The sequence below is a fragment of the Streptomyces sp. NPDC002742 genome, assembly GCF_042888885.1.
GTDB lineage: Bacteria > Actinomycetota > Actinomycetes > Streptomycetales > Streptomycetaceae > Streptomyces.
Window position 1 is genome coordinate 276,509 of record NZ_JBIAQF010000001.1, and the last position, 17,368, is coordinate 293,876.

Here is a 17,368-nt window from a genome sequence, read left to right on the forward strand (position 1 = left end):
GGACCGACGTGTCGGGCGTCGACCCGGCCCACCCGGCGCCGCCTTCCCGCCCCGCGACGCCTTCCCGCCGTCGACCCGTCCCCGCCGGTGGCGATCGCGCCTCCCGGCGGGCCCTCGGGCCCCGTTCAGACGGCCGGTCGCCACCCCAGCGCCGGGCCCAGCTTCGTGGCGATGTCGGTGAGGATCTGGACGTAGTCCTCATGGCCGAAGGTGAACGGAAGAGCGAACGCCACCTCGTCGATCTCCCTGAACGCGGCCTGGGCGTAAAGCTGTTCGGCGATGCGGTCGGAGCTGCCGACGAGGTCCGGCGCGAACATCAGGCGCGCCGGCCCCTGCGGCGCCGTCGTCCGCGCCAGCCGCCCACGGGCGTAATCCTCGTACCTCGCGCGCTGCTCGGGTGAGGCACTGTCGGTGGGGATCACGACGAGCCCCTGCGAGACTCGGGCGCGGTCCCCCTCCGGATGGTGGGCGCGGAAGGCCCGTACGTGCGAGAGCTGGATCTCGGCGAAGTCCTCGGACTCCTCCGCCTTCACGACGCTGCTGGTCAGGAAGTTCATGCCGTGTTCGCCCGCCCACCGCGCCGACCGCAGGCTGCCGCCGCCGTACCACATGCGGCGGCCCAGGCCGGGGGAGTGCGGCTGTACGCGGTCCGAGAAGACCTCGAAGCCCTCCGTCCCGCTGAAGTCGGAGGCCGGCTCGCCGCGCACGAAGTCGAGCAGCCGTTCCACCCGCCCGTACCCGAAGTCCTCGCTCTCACCGGTGTCGGGATAGAGGGCGTGCTTCACCTGCTCGTAGTGCAGGGGCGGTCCGACGCTGACACCCGGGTTGAGCCTGCCTTCCGCCAGCACGTCGACCGTCGCCAGGTCCTCGGCGAGGCGCAGTGGGTTCTCCCAGCCCACGGGTATGACGGCCGTCCCGAGCTCGATGCGGCGGGTGCGCTGCGAGGCGGCCGCCAGGACGGCCACGGGCGAGGAGATGCCGTACTGGAGATGGCGGTGGCGCAGCCAGGCACTGTCGAAGCCCAGCCGCTCGCCCAGTTCGATGATGCCGAGTGTGGACTCGTGGCCGCGCCCGGGGTCGCGCTCGTCGAAAAGGCCGATGGTCAGGAAGCCCAGCTTTCGCAAGGGGCGTGAAGGCAGTGGCACAGGCTCCTCCGTCGTTCGCGGCACGCCGCGTCGAACACCGGCGCTGCCGCAGATTGTCGCAGGCGGTCATCGTCGGCCGCCCCGCAGGACCTGGCAGGTCAGGGGGCCGCGGCGCGGGGTGTCCGCGAACCGTGCCGCGCGGGACTTCGCGAAGACGCTGCGCGACACGATCCGGGCATGGCACCGTGGGTTCAGGGTCCGGCCCGTCACTCCCCCCGTGGTGACGGGTCGGACCTCTTCGCGCCGACGCCGTTCCGGGGCCGGCCGGGGTGACCGTTTCCGGCCCGTGGGCCGCCGTGGCCCGCGGTCCTCGCTGACCCGGGAGCCCGTTCTCCCTGCGGTAAGAGGCACCGGTCGAGCCCCGCGGAGAGCCGCCGGTGCCGCACTCGCGCCGGCAGGACGTACGAGCCCGGCAGGAAAGCCGCCGGTCCCGGATCTATCGTGAAGAACGGCCGGTCCGCGCCGGAGCCGGAGCTCTCGATGGCGATCGACTCGACGGCGGCCCTGTGCCGTCCCGATGAGGAGGAAGCGGATGAACGGCACGATGCACGCGGTGCGCGGTCATCGGCGGGGCGGCCCGGAGGAACTGGTCTACGAGGTCGCGCCGAGGCCGGTCCCCGGTCCCGGTGACGTGCTGGTCGAGGTCCGGGCGGCGTCCGTCACCTCGGGGGAGCTGGGCTGGGACGCGACCTGGACCGACAGTTTCGAAGGCAGCGGCAGCCCGCGCCTGCCGATCGTGCCGTCCAAGGAGGTCTCCGGTGTCGTGGCCGAGCTCGGGCACGGTGTCGCGGACTTCAGGCCCGGTGAGGCGGTCTACGGCCTGATTCCCTTCACCCGGGACGGGGCCGCGGCCGAGTACGTGACCGTTCCCGCGGCGGATCTCGCCGCGAAGCCGGGGTCGCTCGACCACGAGCGGACGGCCGCGCTGCCGCTCGCGGGTCTGACGGCATGGCAGGGGCTTGTCGCCCATGCCGGTGTCGCGCCGGGACAGCGGGTGCTCGTGCACGGCGGGGCGGGCGGCGTGGGCTCGTTCGCGGTGCAGGTCGCGGCCGCGCTGGGGGCCGCGGTGACGGCCACCGCGGCGGCCCGGGACGCCGACTTCGTGCGTGGCCTGGGCGCGGACACCGTGATCGACTACGCCGGGCAGCGCTTCGAGGCCGAGGTCCTGGACGCGGACGTCGTGTTCGACACGGTCGGCGGGGACACCCTGGACCGTTCCTGGCAGGTGCTGCGGCCGGGCGGGGTCCTGGTCAGCGTCGTCGCGCCGCCGGCGCCTCCGGACGGGGTGGACGCCCGCGGGGTTTTCTTCGTGGTCGAGCCGGACCGCGCCGGTCTGGAGGAGCTGACGGCGCTCGTCGAGTCGGGCCGGCTGGTCCCGCAGGTCGACCGGATCGTTCCGCTGGAGAGCGCGCCCGGGGCCTACTCGGCCCTCGAACGGGAGCACCGGCGCGGCAAGATCGTACTGCGGGTCTCCTAGGACCCCTTGTGCGGTGGGGGCCGTCACACGTGACAGCGAGGGTGAACAAGCGCTTAGATAGTGAGCCCGACCTCGTCCGCGCGTGCTGGAGGCCCGATGCTGTTCACATCCGTCGACGAGGTCTCGGCACGGCTCGCCGAGGTGGGCTATCTGGCCTCGCCCGCCGTCGCCACGACGGTCTTCCTGGCCGACCGCCTCGGTAAACCGCTCCTGGTGGAGGGCCCCGCCGGTGTGGGCAAGACCGAACTCGCCAAGGCCGTCGCGCAGGTCGCCGGGGCCCGGCTGATCCGCCTCCAGTGCTACGAAGGCGTCGACGAGTCACGGGCGTTGTACGAGTGGAACCACGCCAAGCAGTTGCTGCGCATCACCGCCGGCCGCGACGAGACGTGGGACGAGACGCGCACGGACATCTTCAGCGAGGAGTTCCTGCTGGCGCGCCCCCTGCTGACCGCCATCCGCGGCGACGACCCGAAGGTCCTGCTGATCGACGAGACCGACAAGGCCGACGTCGAGGTGGAGGGCCTGCTGCTCGAAGTGCTCAGCGACTTCCAGGTCACCGTCCCCGAGCTGGGCACGATCGCGGCGACGAGCCGCCCCTTCGTGGTGCTCACCTCGAACGCCAGCCGTGAACTGTCCGAGGCGCTGCGCCGCCGCTGCCTCTTCCTCCACATCGGCTTCCCCGACGAGGAGTTGGAGCGCCGGATCGTACGGCTGAAGGTGCCCGGACTCGACGAGGCGCTCACCGAGTCCGTGGTGCGGGTCGTCGGGGCGCTGCGGGAGATGGACCTGCGCAAGGTCCCCTCCGTCGCCGAGACCATCGACTGGGCCCGCACGCTGCTGGCCCTGGGCGCCGACACCCTCGACGAGGAGGTCGTACGCGACAGCCTGGGCGTGATCCTCAAGCATCAGGACGACGTACTGAAGGCGGCCGCCAAACTCGACCTGGGCGCCGTGTGAACCCCGCCGTGCCGACGCCCGGTGCCGCGGACCGGCTGACGGGCCTGGTCGGCGCGCTGCGCTCGCACGGAGTCCGGATCGGCACGGGCGAGACCGTGGACGCGGCGCGAGCGGTGGCGGCGCTGGGCTTCGCGGACCGTGACCGGCTGAGAGAAGGGCTGGCCGCGACCCTGCTCCACAACCCGGGCCAGCGGCGGGTGTTCGACCCCGTCTTCGACGTGTACTTCCCGAGAGGCGTCGGGGCACCGGACGGCGCCGGACCCGCGGACCGGGACGACCTGCGGGACCGCCTCGCGGCCGCGCTGGCCGCCGACGACCAAGCCCTCATGGGCCGGTTGGCCATCGAGGCCGTCGACGGGTTCGGCGGCTACGGGGGCACGACGGCCACGGACGGCTGGTCCTCGTACCAGACACTCGACCGGCTGCGGCCGGGGACCCTGATGGCCCGCGCGCGGGACACGGTCCGTGCGCGGGGCGGCGGGGAGGGGTTCACCGACCGGCTGCTCGAGGACGAGATCCGGCGGCGCATCGAGGTGTTCCGCGGGCAGGTCGCCACGGAGGCGCGGCGTCGGATCGCCGAGCGGCGCGACCGTGACGAGATCGCCCGGCGCGCGGTGGCCCCGACCGCCGACCGCGTCGACTTCCTGTTCGCCGGCCGGGACCGGCTCGCCGAACTGCGCAAGGTGGTCCAGCCGCTCGCCCGCAAACTGGCGACCCGGCTCGCCGCGCGCCGCCGCAGGGCCAGTCGCGGCACCATCGATCTGCGGCGGACCCTGCGCGGATCGCTGTCCACGGGCGGGGTGCCGATGCGCCCGGTGCTGCGCAGGCGTCGTCCCGTGCGGCCCGAACTGGTGCTGCTGTGCGATGTGTCGGGGTCGGTGTCGGGCTTCTCGGACTTCACCATGCTGCTGGTGCAGGCGTTGCACGACCAGTTCAGCAAGGTGCGGGTGTTCGCCTTCGTCAACCGGGTCGACGAGGTGACCGGGCTGATCGGGCCCGGCGCGGCCGACCCCGAGGGGCTGAGCGCCAGGATCCGCTCCGAGGCGACGATCACGGGCTGGCACGGCAGCAGTGACTACGGCGTCGCGTTCGGCGAGTTCGCCGAGCGGTACACCGGGGCGGTCGGCTCCCGGACGACCGTCTTCGTGCTCGGTGACGCCCGTACGAACATGAGCGACCCGAATCTGCCCGCCGTCCGGCAGCTCACCCGGCAGGCCCGCCGTGCCTACTGGCTGAACCCCGAGGCCCGCTCGCAGTGGGGCACGGGCGACTCGGCGGCCCTCGCCTACGCCGAACTCGTGGAGATGCACGAGTGCCGCAACGCCCAGCAGCTCAGCGCGCTGATCGGCCGCCTCCTGCCCGTCTGAACAACCGTTGGTCCTGCGGGTGTCGGGCTCTCACGGTGAGAGGAGCCTGCGCAGCCAGGTGAGGCGGGTGGCACGGGCGGTGCGTGCGAGCGCGGTGTGCGGGGCGAAGGAGTCGAAGCCGTGGAAACCGCCGGGCCACACATGCAGTTCGGCGACTCCGCCGGCCCGCCAGATCCGCGACGCGTAGTCGACTACCTCGTCCCGGAAGGTCTCCGCGGATCCGACGTCGAGGAACGCGGGAGGCAGTCCTGACAGGTCCGAGGCCCGCGCCGGAGCGGCGTAGGCGGGCACGTCCGGGCCACCGCGGGCATCGCCCAACACGGCGGTCCAGGCGGTCGAGTTGGCCGTACGGTCCCAGGCGCCGACGCCCGCCATCTGGTGCGCTGACGGAGTGTCGTTGCGGTCGTCGAGCATCGGATACATCAGCACCTGCCCGAGCGGCCGAGGCCCCTCGCGGTCCCGGGCCAGCAGGGCGAGCGCCGCGGTCAGGCCGCCGCCCGCGCTGGCGCCCGCGACGACGATCCGCTCCGGGTCGCCGCCGAGTTCCCCGGCGTGCCGCGCCGTCCACAGCAGACCGGCGTAGACGTCCTCCACCCCGGCCGGGTAAGGGTGTTCGGGCGCCAGCCGGTACTCCACGGACACCACGATCGCGTCGAGTTCCTTCGCCCATTCCAGGACGACCTCCACCCCGGCCCGGTTGGTCCCGAGGACCATGCCGCCGCCGTGGGAGTGGTAGACCACCGGGCGCGGACCGTCCTTCGGGGGCGCGAGGGGCCTGATGACGAACAGGGAGATGTCGGGAGCGCCAGCCGGCCCCGGAACCGTCAGGTCCGAGGTCGCGAACGCGCCGCCGTCGGTGAGGTCGTACGCGGGTACCGCGAGTTCCGGTTCGGCGCGCAGGGCGGCGATGTCCGCGAGGCTGGGCCCGGAGGGCGTGGACCCGCCGACCGCCGCGAGGGCGATGCCGAGCTCCGGGTCGAACGGGGGCGGTACCAGCAGCATGATTTCTCCTCGCGCCTGGCCCGGCGGCTCACCCGGCCATGATCGGGCGGGTGCTCCCGGACCGGGAGCCGCCGTACGGCGGAACCTGCCCGCGACCAGGCGGACCATGCGCGCGACCAGGCGGACCATGCGCGCCGCGGTGACGCCCGAAGGCGCCACCGCGGCGAACAGGGGACGGGTCAGCCGTCGATGCGGTGCGTCGTCCAGAACGACGTCAGGTCCGTGGTCGTGGCGGCCTGGGCGGCCGCCTTGAACTCGGCCGTGGTCGAGACGCCGTACCAGTGCGAGGTGGCGTAGTCCTTGAGGAGCTTGGCCATGACGGTGTCGCCGAGCACGCGCCGCAGGTCGTGCAGGGCGCACTTGCCGTAGCCGTAGACGACGGTGGAGTAGCGGGACGAGTGCGCGTCCCAGTAGGCCATCGAGTTGGTGATCTTCTCGGTGGTCGAGGCCCAGGAGGTGCTGTTCCAGCAGTTGGTGCCGGTGAGGCCCTGCGCCAGGTCGGTGGCGTAGTCGGTGAACGACTCGTCGAGCCACGGGCTGTTGTACTCGTCGTCACCGACGATCCCGTAGAACCACTGGTGACCGATCTCGTGGGTGAGCGCCGTGGTGCTGACCAGGTCGAGGACGAACCCGGGGTACTCCATGCCGCCGAACCAGTAGTTGTTGTCGATCACCGCGTCCAGCTCGCCGTACGGGTAGGCGCCGAAGCGCGCCGCGTGGGCGTCCACGGCGGACTTGGCGGTGGTCAGCATGGACTGGGCGTTGGCGGAGCTGATGCCGGTGACGGAGTAGATGTTGATCGCGGTGCCGGCGGAGGAGGTGCCGGAGATCTTGGTGAAAGGACCGGCGGCCCAGGCGAAGTCACGGACCTTGGACGCGGTGGCCGTGGTGATCGTGCGGCCGCTGGAGCCGGCGGTGTCCACCGAGGTGCCGGTGGCCGGGACCAGGATGCTCGTCGGGTGGTCGAGGGTCACCTTGAAGTCGGCGGCCAGCGAGTAGAAGGACTCGCCGTTGTTGGTGTACGGGTCCAGGTGCCAGCCGGAGCCGTCCTTGACCGCGAGCACGGGCAGCGCGTTGCCGACCATGCTGAAGGCCCCGTCGTAGCCGAACCGGTCGGCGCCGCTGGGCACGGTGATGCCCAGGTCGAAACCGATCGTCGCGCTCTGGCTCTGTGCCAGCGGCGAGGCCAGGCTGATCTGGAGGGCCGTGCAGCTCACCGAGAGGGCGCCCGCGGTGCCGCCCGTGACGTTGCTGACCGCGATGGGCATCGCGGAGCAGGTGCCGTGGTAGTTGTCCCACAGCCTCAGGTACACCTCGCTGAGCGCGGTGGAGGAGGCGTTGGTGAACGTCACGCTCTCGTGTCCGGTCCAGCCGGTGCCGCTCGTGTTGCTGGTCAGACTGACCGTGTACGCGGGAGCTGCCGGGGTGCGGGTGGAGTCGGCCGGCGGGGTCGTGTCACCGGAGGTGTTGAGGGCGATGTCGTCGAGGACGAAGCTCGTCTGGAGGCTGGAGTCCTCGGTGCCGGTGAACGCGACGGTCACCGTCTGGCCCGCGAAGGCCGACACGTCGAAGGTCTTCTGGGCGTACCCGGTCGCCTTGTTGAGGTTCGAGTACGTCGCCAGCGTCGTGCTGCCGATCTTCGCGGTGAGCTTGTCGTAGGCGGTCGACGAGGTCGTCTCCGCCGTGTCGATGTGCAGCCAGAAGGTGAGGCTGGCGCTGCTGCAGCCGGACGGGATGGTGACGCTCTGCGAGAGCGTGTCGGTGTGGGTGCTGCCGACGCCGTCCAGCCAGGCGAAGCTGGTGCCGCCGTGGGCGCTCTGGCCCGTGCGGCTGGTGATCACGGTGGTCGAGGACTGGGTCCAGGGCGAAGTACCGCTCTCGAAGCCGCCGTTGGTCACCACCTGGGCCGGTGTGCAGGCGGCCGCGGCCGCCGGAGCTGTCCGCGGCGAGGCCGCCACGGGGGTGCCGGGGAGCGAGACTGCGGCCAGGGCGGCGACGACGAGAACGCGTGCCGCCAGGGCCTTGAGGGGGGTCGGTCTCACACGAAACTCCTTTGAGGCGGCCGGGATTCCGGCCTGCTCGGTGGCCGCCCGGGACGACTGGGGTGCGCCGCTGGGTGGCCGCGGGCCGCGCGCGGGTGCGCGCGGTCGCTTGGTGAGATTTCTGTGCCGTCACCCTGGGGTCAGGGCGACGGCACCTGGAAGCCTCGCAGATTTGACCGAGACATGCCATCGAAGTTCTGGAAAGGAGATCGACGTTGCTGGAAAGGGGGCCGGGCGCCGGCCAGGAGGTCCCGGCTCGGGAACGGCGCTCGGGGATGTGTACCGCTCAGGCCTCCGGCTCTCTCAGGGCGGGAGTCAACCGCGCCCAGGGATTGGGGAGTTCGCCCGTCACCGGCCCGGCCACCGCCGCACCGCGCTCACGCGCGGTGCGAACGGCGAGCGGAACGAGCGCCTCGGGGACGCCGTAGACCAGATGACAGAACCGCTCGGGCGGATGGCGGGCGGTCCACGCCGGTCTGCTGAACGCCGACACATACGTGGACCAGTGACCCTCGAACGTGACGAGCAGATCGGCGAAGCGGGCGTACCCCGGCGCCGGGTGGACGCCCGTGTTCAGCACGACAGGAGCCGCGCCGAGCCGGCGCAGGCTCTGCACCAGCCGCTTGCAGCCGGGCAGCGCCTCCGGGGTCGGTGCCACCTGATCCAGGAAGCACCCTTCCGTCCCGTACCAGTCCCGGTGGCGCAGCACCTCGTCCGCGATCAGGTCCGGATCGCGTGCGCCGTAGTCGGTGTCGACATAGCCGAGCAGCCGGGCGCCCGCCGCCCGCAGCGCGTCCGCCGCCGCGGTGAACGCCGGATCGGGGCCCTCGCCCGGTCCGTCGGCCGGGTTGATGACGACCCCGTACGTACGGTCGGCCGACCTGATCAGACGATGCCAGGCGCCCGGGTCCTCGCCCGGGTGGACGTACAGCGGAATCAGCAGGCTCATGGCGTCCGGTCGTCTTCGGGACGCGGTGCGGGAGCGGTTCCCGCGACGGCCGTCCAGAGCGCCGCCAGTGAGTCGTCGAGCGTCAGGGCCGGCCGCCAGCCGAGGGCCTCCCCCGCGGCGGTGATGTCGGAGCACTGCCACGACACCTCTCCCGAGCGGGCGGAACCGCCGCCGTTCTCCTCGATGCGCCCCCGGAACCCGGCGACGCGCGCCAGGCCGTCCACCAGGGCGCGCACGGGAACGGCCTTTCCGCCCCCGATGTTGAGGACGCGTGGCAGCCGTCCGGGGGCCGACGCCGCGGACACCGCCGCCCGCGCCACATCGCGTACGTCCACGAAGTCGCGGTACGCCGACAGGTCGCCCAGACGGATCACCGCGTCCGGGTCCGGGCCGGCCTCGCGGAGCAGTCCCGCGATCCGCCCCGGCAGCCCGGCGGCCGGGGCCCCGGGTCCGACCGGGTTGCCCACCCGCAGCACCACCGCGTCGAGGCCGGAGGTGGTGACGGTCACCGTGCCGGCGAGCTTGGTCGCCCCGTACGGGGCGAGGGGGCAGGTGGCGGCGGACTCGGTCACGCTGGTGTCGCGGACACCGGGACCGTACTCGGCGGCCGAGCCCAGATGGACCAGCCGGGCGGTCGGCGCCGCCTCGCGCAGCGCCGCGCAGAGAACCGCGGGGCCACGGGAGTTGACCTCGGCGAGGGTCACGGTGTCGCCGCCGGTCGCGCCCGCGCAGTTGATCACGGCGTCGGGTGCGGCCGCCGCCAGGGTCGCGACGAGTCGGTCCTTGCGAGCGGTGGCCAGGTCGATGCCGAAGTCCGCGGCGGGCGAGCGGCCGCCGCCGAGCACCCGCACGCCCGGAAGGGTGTGCAGGTGCTCGACGACATGGCCGCCCAGATAGCCGGTGAAGCCCAGGACGAGAATGCGCATGCGGTGGTCAGGCTCCCTTGAGCAACATCGACTTGCGGGTGGTGAACTCGGCGTTGGCCCGGTCGTAGTCGTCCGGGCGGCCGATGTCGAGCCAGTACCCGTCGAAGTCGTAGGCCTGCGGCTCGTTGCGGCTGCGCAGCAGATCGAGGACCAGCTCGTCGAAGCCCAGCGGCAGCCCCGGTGTATAGCCTTCGAGCGTGGACCGCGACAGACCGTACACGCCCATCGAGACGCGATAGTCGATGCTCGGCTTCTCGGTGAAGGCGACCACCTTGCTGTCGTCGGTGGTCAGCACGCCGAAGTCGATCTGCACCTTGCGCGCATAGGTCGCGATCGTCAGCGGCGCCCCCGAACTCCGGTGCCGCACAAGGACGTCGCCGAAATCGAGATCGGTGAGTACGTCGCCGTTCATGACGAGGAACGACTCGGGCAGCCGGTCGCGCATGGTCAGCAGGGGGCCCATGGTGCCGAGCGGGCTCTCCTCGGTGGAGTAGTCGACGGCCATGCCCCATTGGGCGCCGTCGCCGACGTAGGCCCGGATGATCTCGCCCAGGTGGCCTATGGCGATCGTGCAACTGGTGAACCCGGCCGTGGCGAGCTGCCGGAGAACGATCTCCAGGATGGCGTGCTGGTCGCCGATGGGAACGAGCGGCTTGGGCAGGGCGGTGGTGTAGGGCCGCAGCCGGACGCCCTTGCCTCCCGCCAGAATCACTGCGTGCATGGGTCTCCTCCTTCGTGGGACGTGCCGGACGGGATCAGATGTTGTAGATGCCGGTCTTGTAGCGGGCCAGGTTCGCCGGTTCGCGGAAGAACTCCACGGTCTGCGCGAGTCCTTGCGCCAGGTCGTGGCCGGGGCTCCAGCCGGTCGCCGCGGTGAGCCGGGTCGCGTCGGCGACCAGCCGCATCACCTCGGAGTTGGCCGGCCGGATGCGCCCCGCGTCCTCGCGGACGTCGAGGGCGGTGTCCATCACCTTGCCGATCAGCGCCACCAGGTCGCCGACCGAGATCTCCCCGCCCGTACCGGCGTTGAAGGTCCGGCCCACGACCTTCTCCGCGGGCGCCGTGCCCACCGAGAGGAACGCCTGCGCGGTGTCCTTGACGAAGGTGAAGTCGCGGGTGGGCCGCAGATCGCCGAGCGTGATGGTGTGTTCGCCCGCGGCCACCTGGCCGATGACGGTGGGGATGACCGCGCGCATCGACTGGCGCGGGCCGAAGGTGTTGAACGGCCGCAGCGTCACCACCGGCGTGTCGAAGCTCGCGTGGTAGCTGTCGGCCAGCCTGTCCCCGCCGGCCTTCGAAGCGGCGTACGGGGACTGGGTGTTGATGGGGTGGTCCTCGGTGATCGGCACCGTCTGCGCGGTGCCGTAGGTCTCGCTCGTGGAGGTGTGCACGAGCCGGGGCGTGCCGAGCGCACGCACCGCCTCCAGCACGTTCAGGGTGCCGGTGACATTGGTGTCCACATAGCTGTGCGGCGCCCGGTAGGAGTACGGGATCGCGATGAGCGCGGCCAAGTGGTACACGCAGTCGGCGTCTTCGACCAGACCGCGGACCGAGCCCGGGTCCCGGACATCGCCCAGGACGATGTCCACCTGGTCCAGGACATCGGGGTGAAGTGTCTCCAGCCAGCCGTACGAGGAGAAGGAGTTGTACTGCGCCATGGCCCTCACGCGATGTCCGGAGGCGACCAGCGCCTCGGTGAGGTGGGAGCCGATGAAACCCTCGGCTCCGGTGACGGCGGCGAGCGGTTCGGTGGTCAACTCGTAGGTCCTTCCGGTTGGTTGCTCATGTGATGTGCGATTTCGGATCGGTGCGCGGCTGCCGTCCGGGCTTGTCCGGACGGGCTGTGCGTGGTGGTTCGGGCGTGCCGTGCGCGGTGGTTCGTTCAGGCGTGCGGCGCGGGCCGTCCCAGCAGCCGCACGGCACACGCCGTGAGACAGAGGGCGGCCGTGCCGCAGAACAGGGTCAGAACGACGGCGTTCGGCGGGGTATGGAGCACGGTGGCCGAGGTGGCTCCGCAGGCCGCCGTCAGGCAGACCGCGGCCGGTGGCCAGGCCACCCCGAAGGCCTGGAGCAGCAACGCGGTCCACAAGGTGGCGGCGAGCAGCAGCAGCGGGGCCGGCTCCGCGCCGGTGAGCAGGGCCGCGGGCAGCAGCGGGAGGACGTAGACGAGCAGGCAGAGGCCGAGGATTCCGGTCGACCGCAGCAGGAAGGCGGCCGGAGTCGCCGTCGCCCGCAGTGCCGCCACCGACATCCCGCGATACCGGTACAGCAGCCACTCAGCCGGTCCCATGCTCACGGTCAGCGCGATCACGGCGCCGGGGTGCTGTCGTCCCTCCAGCAGCACCAGGACCCCGGCGGACAGCCCGAACAGGCCGTACGGCAGCGACCGCAGCAGCGACGGACGGGCGCCGTCCGGGGCCGGGGAGGCGGCGAACGCGGCCCGCAGCGCCCAGCCGGACGCGGCGACCGCGCCGAGCACGGACAGCAGTGGCAGGGCGATGCGCCCCGCGGTCCCCGGGTCCCACCAGGGCAGCGCCGCCGCACCGGCGATCAGCGGGGTGAGCGCGGCCAGCAGCAGCCGTTCCGCGCCCAGCACCAGCAGCACTCCGGCCGCCGCGAGATACACCGACTGTGCGGCGGCGACCCCGACCGCCGTGCCGGACCCGGCGATCAGCGCCCCGGACGCCGTCGCGGCGAGCGCCCCGAGCGGCGCCCCCTTGAGCAGGGTCCGGCCCGCCTCGCGGCGGCCCGTGGTCATGCGCAGATAGGCGCGGTGCCCGAGCGCCTGGCCCCACGCCCAGGAGACGAGTCCGGCCACCACCAGGACGTCGAGATCCCGGCCCGCGTGCCACAGCCGCCCGGTCAGCAGATAGGCGAGGCCGGGCAGGGCGAACAGGGCCCCGCGCAGCCCGCAGCGCACATGGTCCGGACGCCACGGGTCGGCCGGTCGCGGCGGCTCGGGAAAGGTGCGCGGCACCCGCTCGTACAGCGCGGAGGCGAGCGAGAAGAGGTTCGGGTGCCCGTACCTCTCCTGGATGACCTCGGCGGTCAGCCCCTCCGACTCCAGCAGCGCCGCCACCTCGTACGGGTGGACGGCCGGCCCGATGCCGTCCGCCAGCTCGGCGGCGAGCCGGTCGACCGCGTCCCGGTCCGGGCCCTGGCGGGGTCTGGACAGCGCGAGCGTACGGTCGTCGGCGAGCCGCAGGGACAGGGTGTCGCCCCCCGCGCCGCCGGGTTGCAGGGCCATCGGTCCGCTCATCCGGCCAGGCTCCTCGGCTTGGACGGAGCCGCCGGACCGGCCGGTGCCGCGAGCACGGCGTCGGCCGTCTCGGGAACGTCCGGGACGATCCGGCCGAGCGCCGACAGTTCCAGGTAGATGGTCCGGAAGGTGTCGACGGTCTGCCGCAGGGTGAACTGCTCGATGACCCGCAGCCTGGCGGCCTCGCCCATCGAGCGACGGCGTCCGGGATCGCCGAGCAGTTCCAGCGCGGCGGCGGCCATGGCGCCCGGATCCCGCGGGGGGACGACGAGACCGCTGTCGCCGACCGCCTCGCGCACCCCGCCCACGTCCGTGGACACGGTCGCCCGTCCGCACGACATGGCCTCGATCAGGGTGAACGGGAAGCCCTCGCTGATGCTGGAGAGCATCACGACGTTGCCCGCCGCGTAGGCGTCCTTGATGTCGTCCACCCGGCCCTCGAAGGTGACCGCGTCCGCGTGCCCCAGTTCGGCGGCCAGGGCCTCGCAGCGTTCACGGTAGGCCTCGCCGCCACGCGGTGTGCCGCCGAACAACCTGAGCCGCGCGTCCGGGAGTCGGTCCCGTACGAGGGCGAACGCCCGGATCAGGGTCTCCAGGTCCTTGATCGGGTCGACGCGTCCGGCCCAGCTCAGGGTCGGTTGACCGGGCTCCGGGCCCGCCGGCGGGAACGCGGCCGGGTCCACGCCGTTGTAGACGGTTCGGATCGACTCGGGTGCGGCGCCGCCCTGTTCCTCCCACAGCCGGTTGTAGCGGTTGCCCGGGGTGATCAGCGCGGCGCGCCGGTACGTCTCCTCCGCGAGCAGCCGGAAGAAGCCCAGCACGACGGCCTTCACCGGCCAGCGGTACGGGCCGGTGCGGTAGCCGAGATAGCGCTCGCGCAGATAGACGCCGTGCTCGGTCAACAGCAGCGGTACTCCGTGCCGTTCGAGCGCGGCCAGGCCCGGCAGTACGGCGACACCACCGCTCACCGCGTGTGCCACCCCGTGCTCGGGCACCGGCGCGGTCAGCGGCCGCAGCGCGTGCTCCAGCAGAGCGGTCGCGGTGATGGCGTCGTGCAGGGTCGGCCGGGCCTCGCGGACGGCGAGACCCGGACGGTTCCACACCCCGGTCAGGATGCTGATCGCCCGGTCACCGCGCAGGAACGGACTCAGCATCCCGTCGGCGGCGGCCTGTGCCATCGCGTACAGGGCGCCGGCGAACCGGTCCTCGGCGCACGGGTCGAGCAGAGCGGTCAGGAACTGTTCGTAGGCGGCGGTGAGTTGGTTGCGGCGCCGCCCACGTGGCGGGCGGCCGTCGGGCGCGGGCCCCCACATGGGGACCGCGACGACGTTCATGACCTGTGCGGGGATGTCCCACACGATCGGTTCGCGTCCGGTGCCGGTGACGGCGATGACATCGAAGTCGATGTCGGGCATACCGTCGACGAGTTGGTCGCACCAGACGCTGACGCCGCCGTGACTGTGCGGGTAGGTGCCTTCGGTGAGCAGGGTGACGCGCGTCGGGTTGAGGCTGCGCGCGCCGCGGGGAACGTGCATCGATGTGCTCCACGGCCGAGGTTGGGGTGGTCGAGCCCGTCCCGGCCGCGGATGGCGCGGCCGGGACCTTCGGTCGGTGTGCGGCTCAGTTGTCCGGGCTGTAGGGGACCTGCTCGGTGACGCCCGCCGGTACGCGGGTGTCCGGGGCGCCGCTCGTCGCGGGCTGCCGCGCCGCGTCGACGGTCGAGGTCAGGGCGGGGGTGGACGACGGCAGGCCGAGCGTGAGCGCCGTACCGGCCGGTTCGGTCCATCCGGAGACCCCGCCGGCGTAGGCGTCGCCGAAGCCCGCCGCGCCGTTCCTGGTGCCCGTTGGCATCGTGGCGGTGACCGCGACTCCGCTCGGCGCCTCGACGGTGACGGTGTCACCGACGCGGTAGGCGGTGACCTGGCCGGAGTCGACAGCGGCCTTCCAGACGGCCCTGCGCCGCAGTTCGACGCCGATGTCCTTCATGCGCAGGTTCTCCACCGGGGTGTCGTCCGCGAACAGGCTGTTGTAACCGTCGAGGACGCCGTCGAGCACCGGGTAGGCGATGCGCTCCTCGGCGAGGTTCGACTGGTGGATGAAGTGCGGCCTGGGGTCGTTCGCGAGCACATGCCCGAGGTCGATCCGGGTCTCCAGCGGCACGATGTGGTCGGTGTAGCCCGTACTGGTGCTCAGCGGTGCCGGCAGACAGGTCGAGGTGTCCGGGTGGTCCTCGCAGATACCGCTGCCGCCCTGGGCGCGGCCGGTGTAGATCCAGTTGTACTCGTCGACCTCTTCGGCCGCCGTTCCCGCGTTGTAGAAGACGTTCATCGGGTAGCGGGGGACGGTCGTGGCGGGACCGACCTGACGCTGGTCGGGCTCGCGGGAGTTGTCGGAGCCGACCCAGCTGACGCCGGTGTCCGTCAGCGCGAGCGCCAGGTCGGGGTTGTCGACGGGCTGTTGCGGCGAGACCTTCAGGCCCGAGTGCTCACCCGTGACCAACTCCTGGTTGTCCAGGGGGAGTCCTGCGGTCGCTCCCCAGGCGCGGTTGGCCGCGATCTCGTCGGCGATCGTCGTGCGGCTGACCCACTTGGTGCTGCCGTCGGCGTTCGTCGCGCACTTCCACGGCACCACGGTGGTGTCCTGCTCGCAGCCGAGGAAGGCGTGGGTGTAGGTGTGGTTGATCCAGCGGAACCGGTCGCGGTCGGCGATGAGTCTGTCGGCGAGCGGGTCGGCACCGTTGTCGTCCTGACGCTGGTCGACGCTGCCCGCGCCGTTGTAGGCCAGGTCGAGGGTGAAGTTCCGCCCGGTCTCCCAGTCGGTCGCACGGTCGACGTCCGCCGGGGTCATCCGGATCGGGTTCGCGACGCCCTCGCCCTGCGGGCAGTCGATGTCGCCCGGCGTGCAGTTGAGCGCGGTGTCCCAGCGGTCGTCACCGGCGAGGACATCGTCGACGTGCACGGCGAAGTAGTTGCGCGAGGCGCCGAGGTGCACGCCCCCGGTCATCCACTCCACGATTCCGCGTGCCAGCAGCCGGAACTGCTGCTGGTACTGGTTGTACACGAACGTGACGACGAGCTCACGCCGTCCGTCGTGCCGGTACTCGCCCACGAGGGACCCCCGCGTGGACTGTCCGGGGATCGGCGCGTCGACGTACGGAGTGAAGTCCGCTCCCGCGGCGGGCGTCGACAGGTACGCGTAACTCTCGCCCACGTCCGGGGAGTTGTCCTCGAACGGCACCGACCCGTCCAGATAGCCGAACGGCCCGGCCCTGCCGGCCGTCGTGACCTGCGCCTGTACGCCGTCGAGGCTGCCGGAGTAGCCGCCGAAGACGGGGTACTGGAGTCCTGCCTCCGGACGCGCGTAGGTGTACGCGTCGACCTGTGGGATCGCGTAGGTCTGCTCGTAGGCCGCGAGGGCCGCCATCTCGGCCGAGCCCGCCGCGAACGGGTTGTCGTTGGGCAGCACGACAGCCTGGAACCTGGCGCGCGGCAGTCCGCCCACGGTGTCGGCGAGGAAGTCGGCGTCGATCACCGGCCGTCCGGACCGCCGCAGGTCGACCTCGGTGTACGGCGTGCCGGCGGCGGTGAGTTCGGCGGCGATGGCTTCGGTCGCCGGACCACCGTCACTCACGATCAGGACCCGCAGATCGATACGGGGTGTGGTGGTGTCCGCGTGAGCCGCGCCGGCCGGTAAGCCTAGCGAGGCGATGAGCGCGCCGACGGTCAGCGCGGTCGTGTGAATCGTCCGCTTCATGCGGTGAAGTCCTCCCCGGGCAGGGGTGAGTACTGCTCCCATGGAGCGGACCACCCCCTGGCGCGACGCCACAGCCCCCCTCAGACGTGGTCGTCAACGCGTTCGTCGCGTCACATAGTGGGGTCTCTGTGTAGCTTTCGTGCGCCTGCTGCGAAACGTGACGGAAAAGAGCGGGTATCGAACGGGGGGTGATCGCGCGGCGTGACGAAGGCGCGGTCGTCACTGTGGGGCAATTGGTGGTTACCGTGTGAAACGTTACTGTGCTGGCCAGGCCCGGTGACGGACCGGATCTGGAACGCCGGGATCCGCCCTGCCGGGGTGCCAGTGGTCCAGACCGCGGACGCGTTCCGGCTGAATGATCGATTTCAGGTCACCCGCCCGGACCTGTGAAATTCCTGTGCGCCGGCGGGGGGGGGGGGGGGGGCCCCCCCCCCCCGGCCCGGCCCCCCCCCCCCCCCCCCGAGCCGAGGGCGAGGGTGGGGGGGGGCGGC

General features: G+C 72.1%; 13 protein-coding genes. 3 read left to right on the plus strand and 10 right to left on the minus strand.

All coding sequences use genetic code 11. From position 1 onward, the window contains the following. Positions 1 to 125: 125 nt before the first annotated feature. Positions 126 to 1,145, minus strand: coding sequence for an LLM class flavin-dependent oxidoreductase (locus ACFYW8_RS01205; RefSeq protein WP_389065532.1), 1,020 nt, complete (start codon positions 1,143 to 1,145; stop codon positions 126 to 128). Positions 1,146 to 1,677: 532 nt separating this feature from the next. Here ACFYW8_RS01205 and ACFYW8_RS01210 point away from each other — a divergent pair. The 3 genes from ACFYW8_RS01210 to ACFYW8_RS01220 all read left to right on the plus strand — a co-directional run bounded on the left by ACFYW8_RS01210 (position 1,678) and on the right by ACFYW8_RS01220 (position 4,946). After that, complete coding sequence (locus tag ACFYW8_RS01210; protein WP_365873527.1) at positions 1,678 to 2,622, plus strand: NADP-dependent oxidoreductase; 945 nt, start codon at positions 1,678 to 1,680, stop codon at positions 2,620 to 2,622. 96 nt (positions 2,623 to 2,718) lie between these two features. Further along, positions 2,719 to 3,579, plus strand: coding sequence for a MoxR family ATPase (locus tag ACFYW8_RS01215; protein WP_365873529.1), 861 nt, complete (start codon positions 2,719 to 2,721; stop codon positions 3,577 to 3,579). Positions 3,580 to 3,587: 8 nt separating this feature from the next. Further along, entirely contained in the window at positions 3,588 to 4,946 is a 1,359-nt protein-coding gene (locus tag ACFYW8_RS01220; RefSeq protein WP_389065541.1) for a VWA domain-containing protein, read from the plus strand. 30 nt (positions 4,947 to 4,976) lie between these two features. Here ACFYW8_RS01220 and ACFYW8_RS01225 read toward each other — a convergent pair whose 3' ends face one another. The 9 genes from ACFYW8_RS01225 to ACFYW8_RS01265 form a co-directional block, all read right to left on the minus strand. Next, a complete protein-coding gene (locus ACFYW8_RS01225) occupies positions 4,977 to 5,948 on the minus strand; it encodes an alpha/beta hydrolase (RefSeq protein ID WP_389065546.1) in 972 nt (323 codons plus the stop codon). 179 nt (positions 5,949 to 6,127) lie between these two features. After that, the gene (locus ACFYW8_RS01230; protein WP_389065551.1) at positions 6,128 to 7,990 is read right to left on the minus strand and encodes a M1 family aminopeptidase; all 1,863 of its coding nucleotides are present in this window, start codon (positions 7,988 to 7,990) and stop codon (positions 6,128 to 6,130) included. A 286-nt stretch (positions 7,991 to 8,276) separates the two neighbouring features. Continuing rightward, complete coding sequence (locus tag ACFYW8_RS01235) at positions 8,277 to 8,939, minus strand: spherulation-specific family 4 protein (RefSeq protein ID WP_389065554.1); 663 nt, start codon at positions 8,937 to 8,939, stop codon at positions 8,277 to 8,279. After that, complete coding sequence (locus ACFYW8_RS01240) at positions 8,936 to 9,865, minus strand: NAD(P)-dependent oxidoreductase (protein WP_365873541.1); 930 nt, start codon at positions 9,863 to 9,865, stop codon at positions 8,936 to 8,938. The genes ACFYW8_RS01235 and ACFYW8_RS01240 overlap by 4 nt, the downstream gene beginning before the upstream one ends. 7 nt (positions 9,866 to 9,872) lie before the next feature. Next, positions 9,873 to 10,586 (minus strand): sugar phosphate nucleotidyltransferase, encoded by a 714-nt coding sequence (locus ACFYW8_RS01245; protein WP_365873543.1) that lies wholly within the window; start codon positions 10,584 to 10,586, stop codon positions 9,873 to 9,875. A 34-nt stretch (positions 10,587 to 10,620) separates the two neighbouring features. Further along, complete coding sequence (locus ACFYW8_RS01250; RefSeq protein ID WP_365873545.1) at positions 10,621 to 11,622, minus strand: SDR family NAD(P)-dependent oxidoreductase; 1,002 nt, start codon at positions 11,620 to 11,622, stop codon at positions 10,621 to 10,623. Between the two features lie 125 nt (positions 11,623 to 11,747). Then, positions 11,748 to 13,124, minus strand: a complete 1,377-nt coding sequence (locus ACFYW8_RS01255; RefSeq protein ID WP_389065567.1) for a hypothetical protein — start codon at positions 13,122 to 13,124, stop codon at positions 11,748 to 11,750. Next, positions 13,121 to 14,659 (minus strand): GT4 family glycosyltransferase PelF, encoded by a 1,539-nt coding sequence (gene pelF / locus ACFYW8_RS01260; protein ID WP_389065572.1) that lies wholly within the window; start codon positions 14,657 to 14,659, stop codon positions 13,121 to 13,123. The genes ACFYW8_RS01255 and pelF overlap by 4 nt, the downstream gene beginning before the upstream one ends. A gap of 85 nt (positions 14,660 to 14,744) precedes the next feature. Further along, on the minus strand, positions 14,745 to 16,877 hold the full coding sequence (locus ACFYW8_RS01265) for a hypothetical protein (protein WP_389065576.1): 2,133 nt from the start codon (positions 16,875 to 16,877) through the stop codon (positions 14,745 to 14,747). Positions 16,878 to 17,368 lie beyond the last annotated feature (491 nt).

Bases quoted from the DNA above. Each gene is read 5' to 3' on its own strand.
- ACFYW8_RS01210 (WP_365873527.1), top strand. From the start codon at position 1,678: ATGAACGGCACGATGCACGCGGTGCGCGGTCATCGGCGGGGCGGCCCG.
- ACFYW8_RS01215 (WP_365873529.1), top strand. From the start codon at position 2,719: ATGCTGTTCACATCCGTCGACGAGGTCTCGGCACGGCTCGCCGAGGTG.
- ACFYW8_RS01225 (WP_389065546.1), bottom strand. From the start codon at position 5,948: ATGCTGCTGGTACCGCCCCCGTTCGACCCGGAGCTCGGCATCGCCCTC.
- ACFYW8_RS01235 (WP_389065554.1), bottom strand. From the start codon at position 8,939: ATGAGCCTGCTGATTCCGCTGTACGTCCACCCGGGCGAGGACCCGGGC.
- ACFYW8_RS01240 (WP_365873541.1), bottom strand. From the start codon at position 9,865: ATGCGCATTCTCGTCCTGGGCTTCACCGGCTATCTGGGCGGCCATGTC.
- ACFYW8_RS01245 (WP_365873543.1), bottom strand. From the start codon at position 10,586: ATGCACGCAGTGATTCTGGCGGGAGGCAAGGGCGTCCGGCTGCGGCCC.
- ACFYW8_RS01255 (WP_389065567.1), bottom strand. From the start codon at position 13,124: ATGAGCGGACCGATGGCCCTGCAACCCGGCGGCGCGGGGGGCGACACC.
- pelF (WP_389065572.1), bottom strand. From the start codon at position 14,659: ATGCACGTTCCCCGCGGCGCGCGCAGCCTCAACCCGACGCGCGTCACC.
- ACFYW8_RS01265 (WP_389065576.1), bottom strand. From the start codon at position 16,877: ATGAAGCGGACGATTCACACGACCGCGCTGACCGTCGGCGCGCTCATC.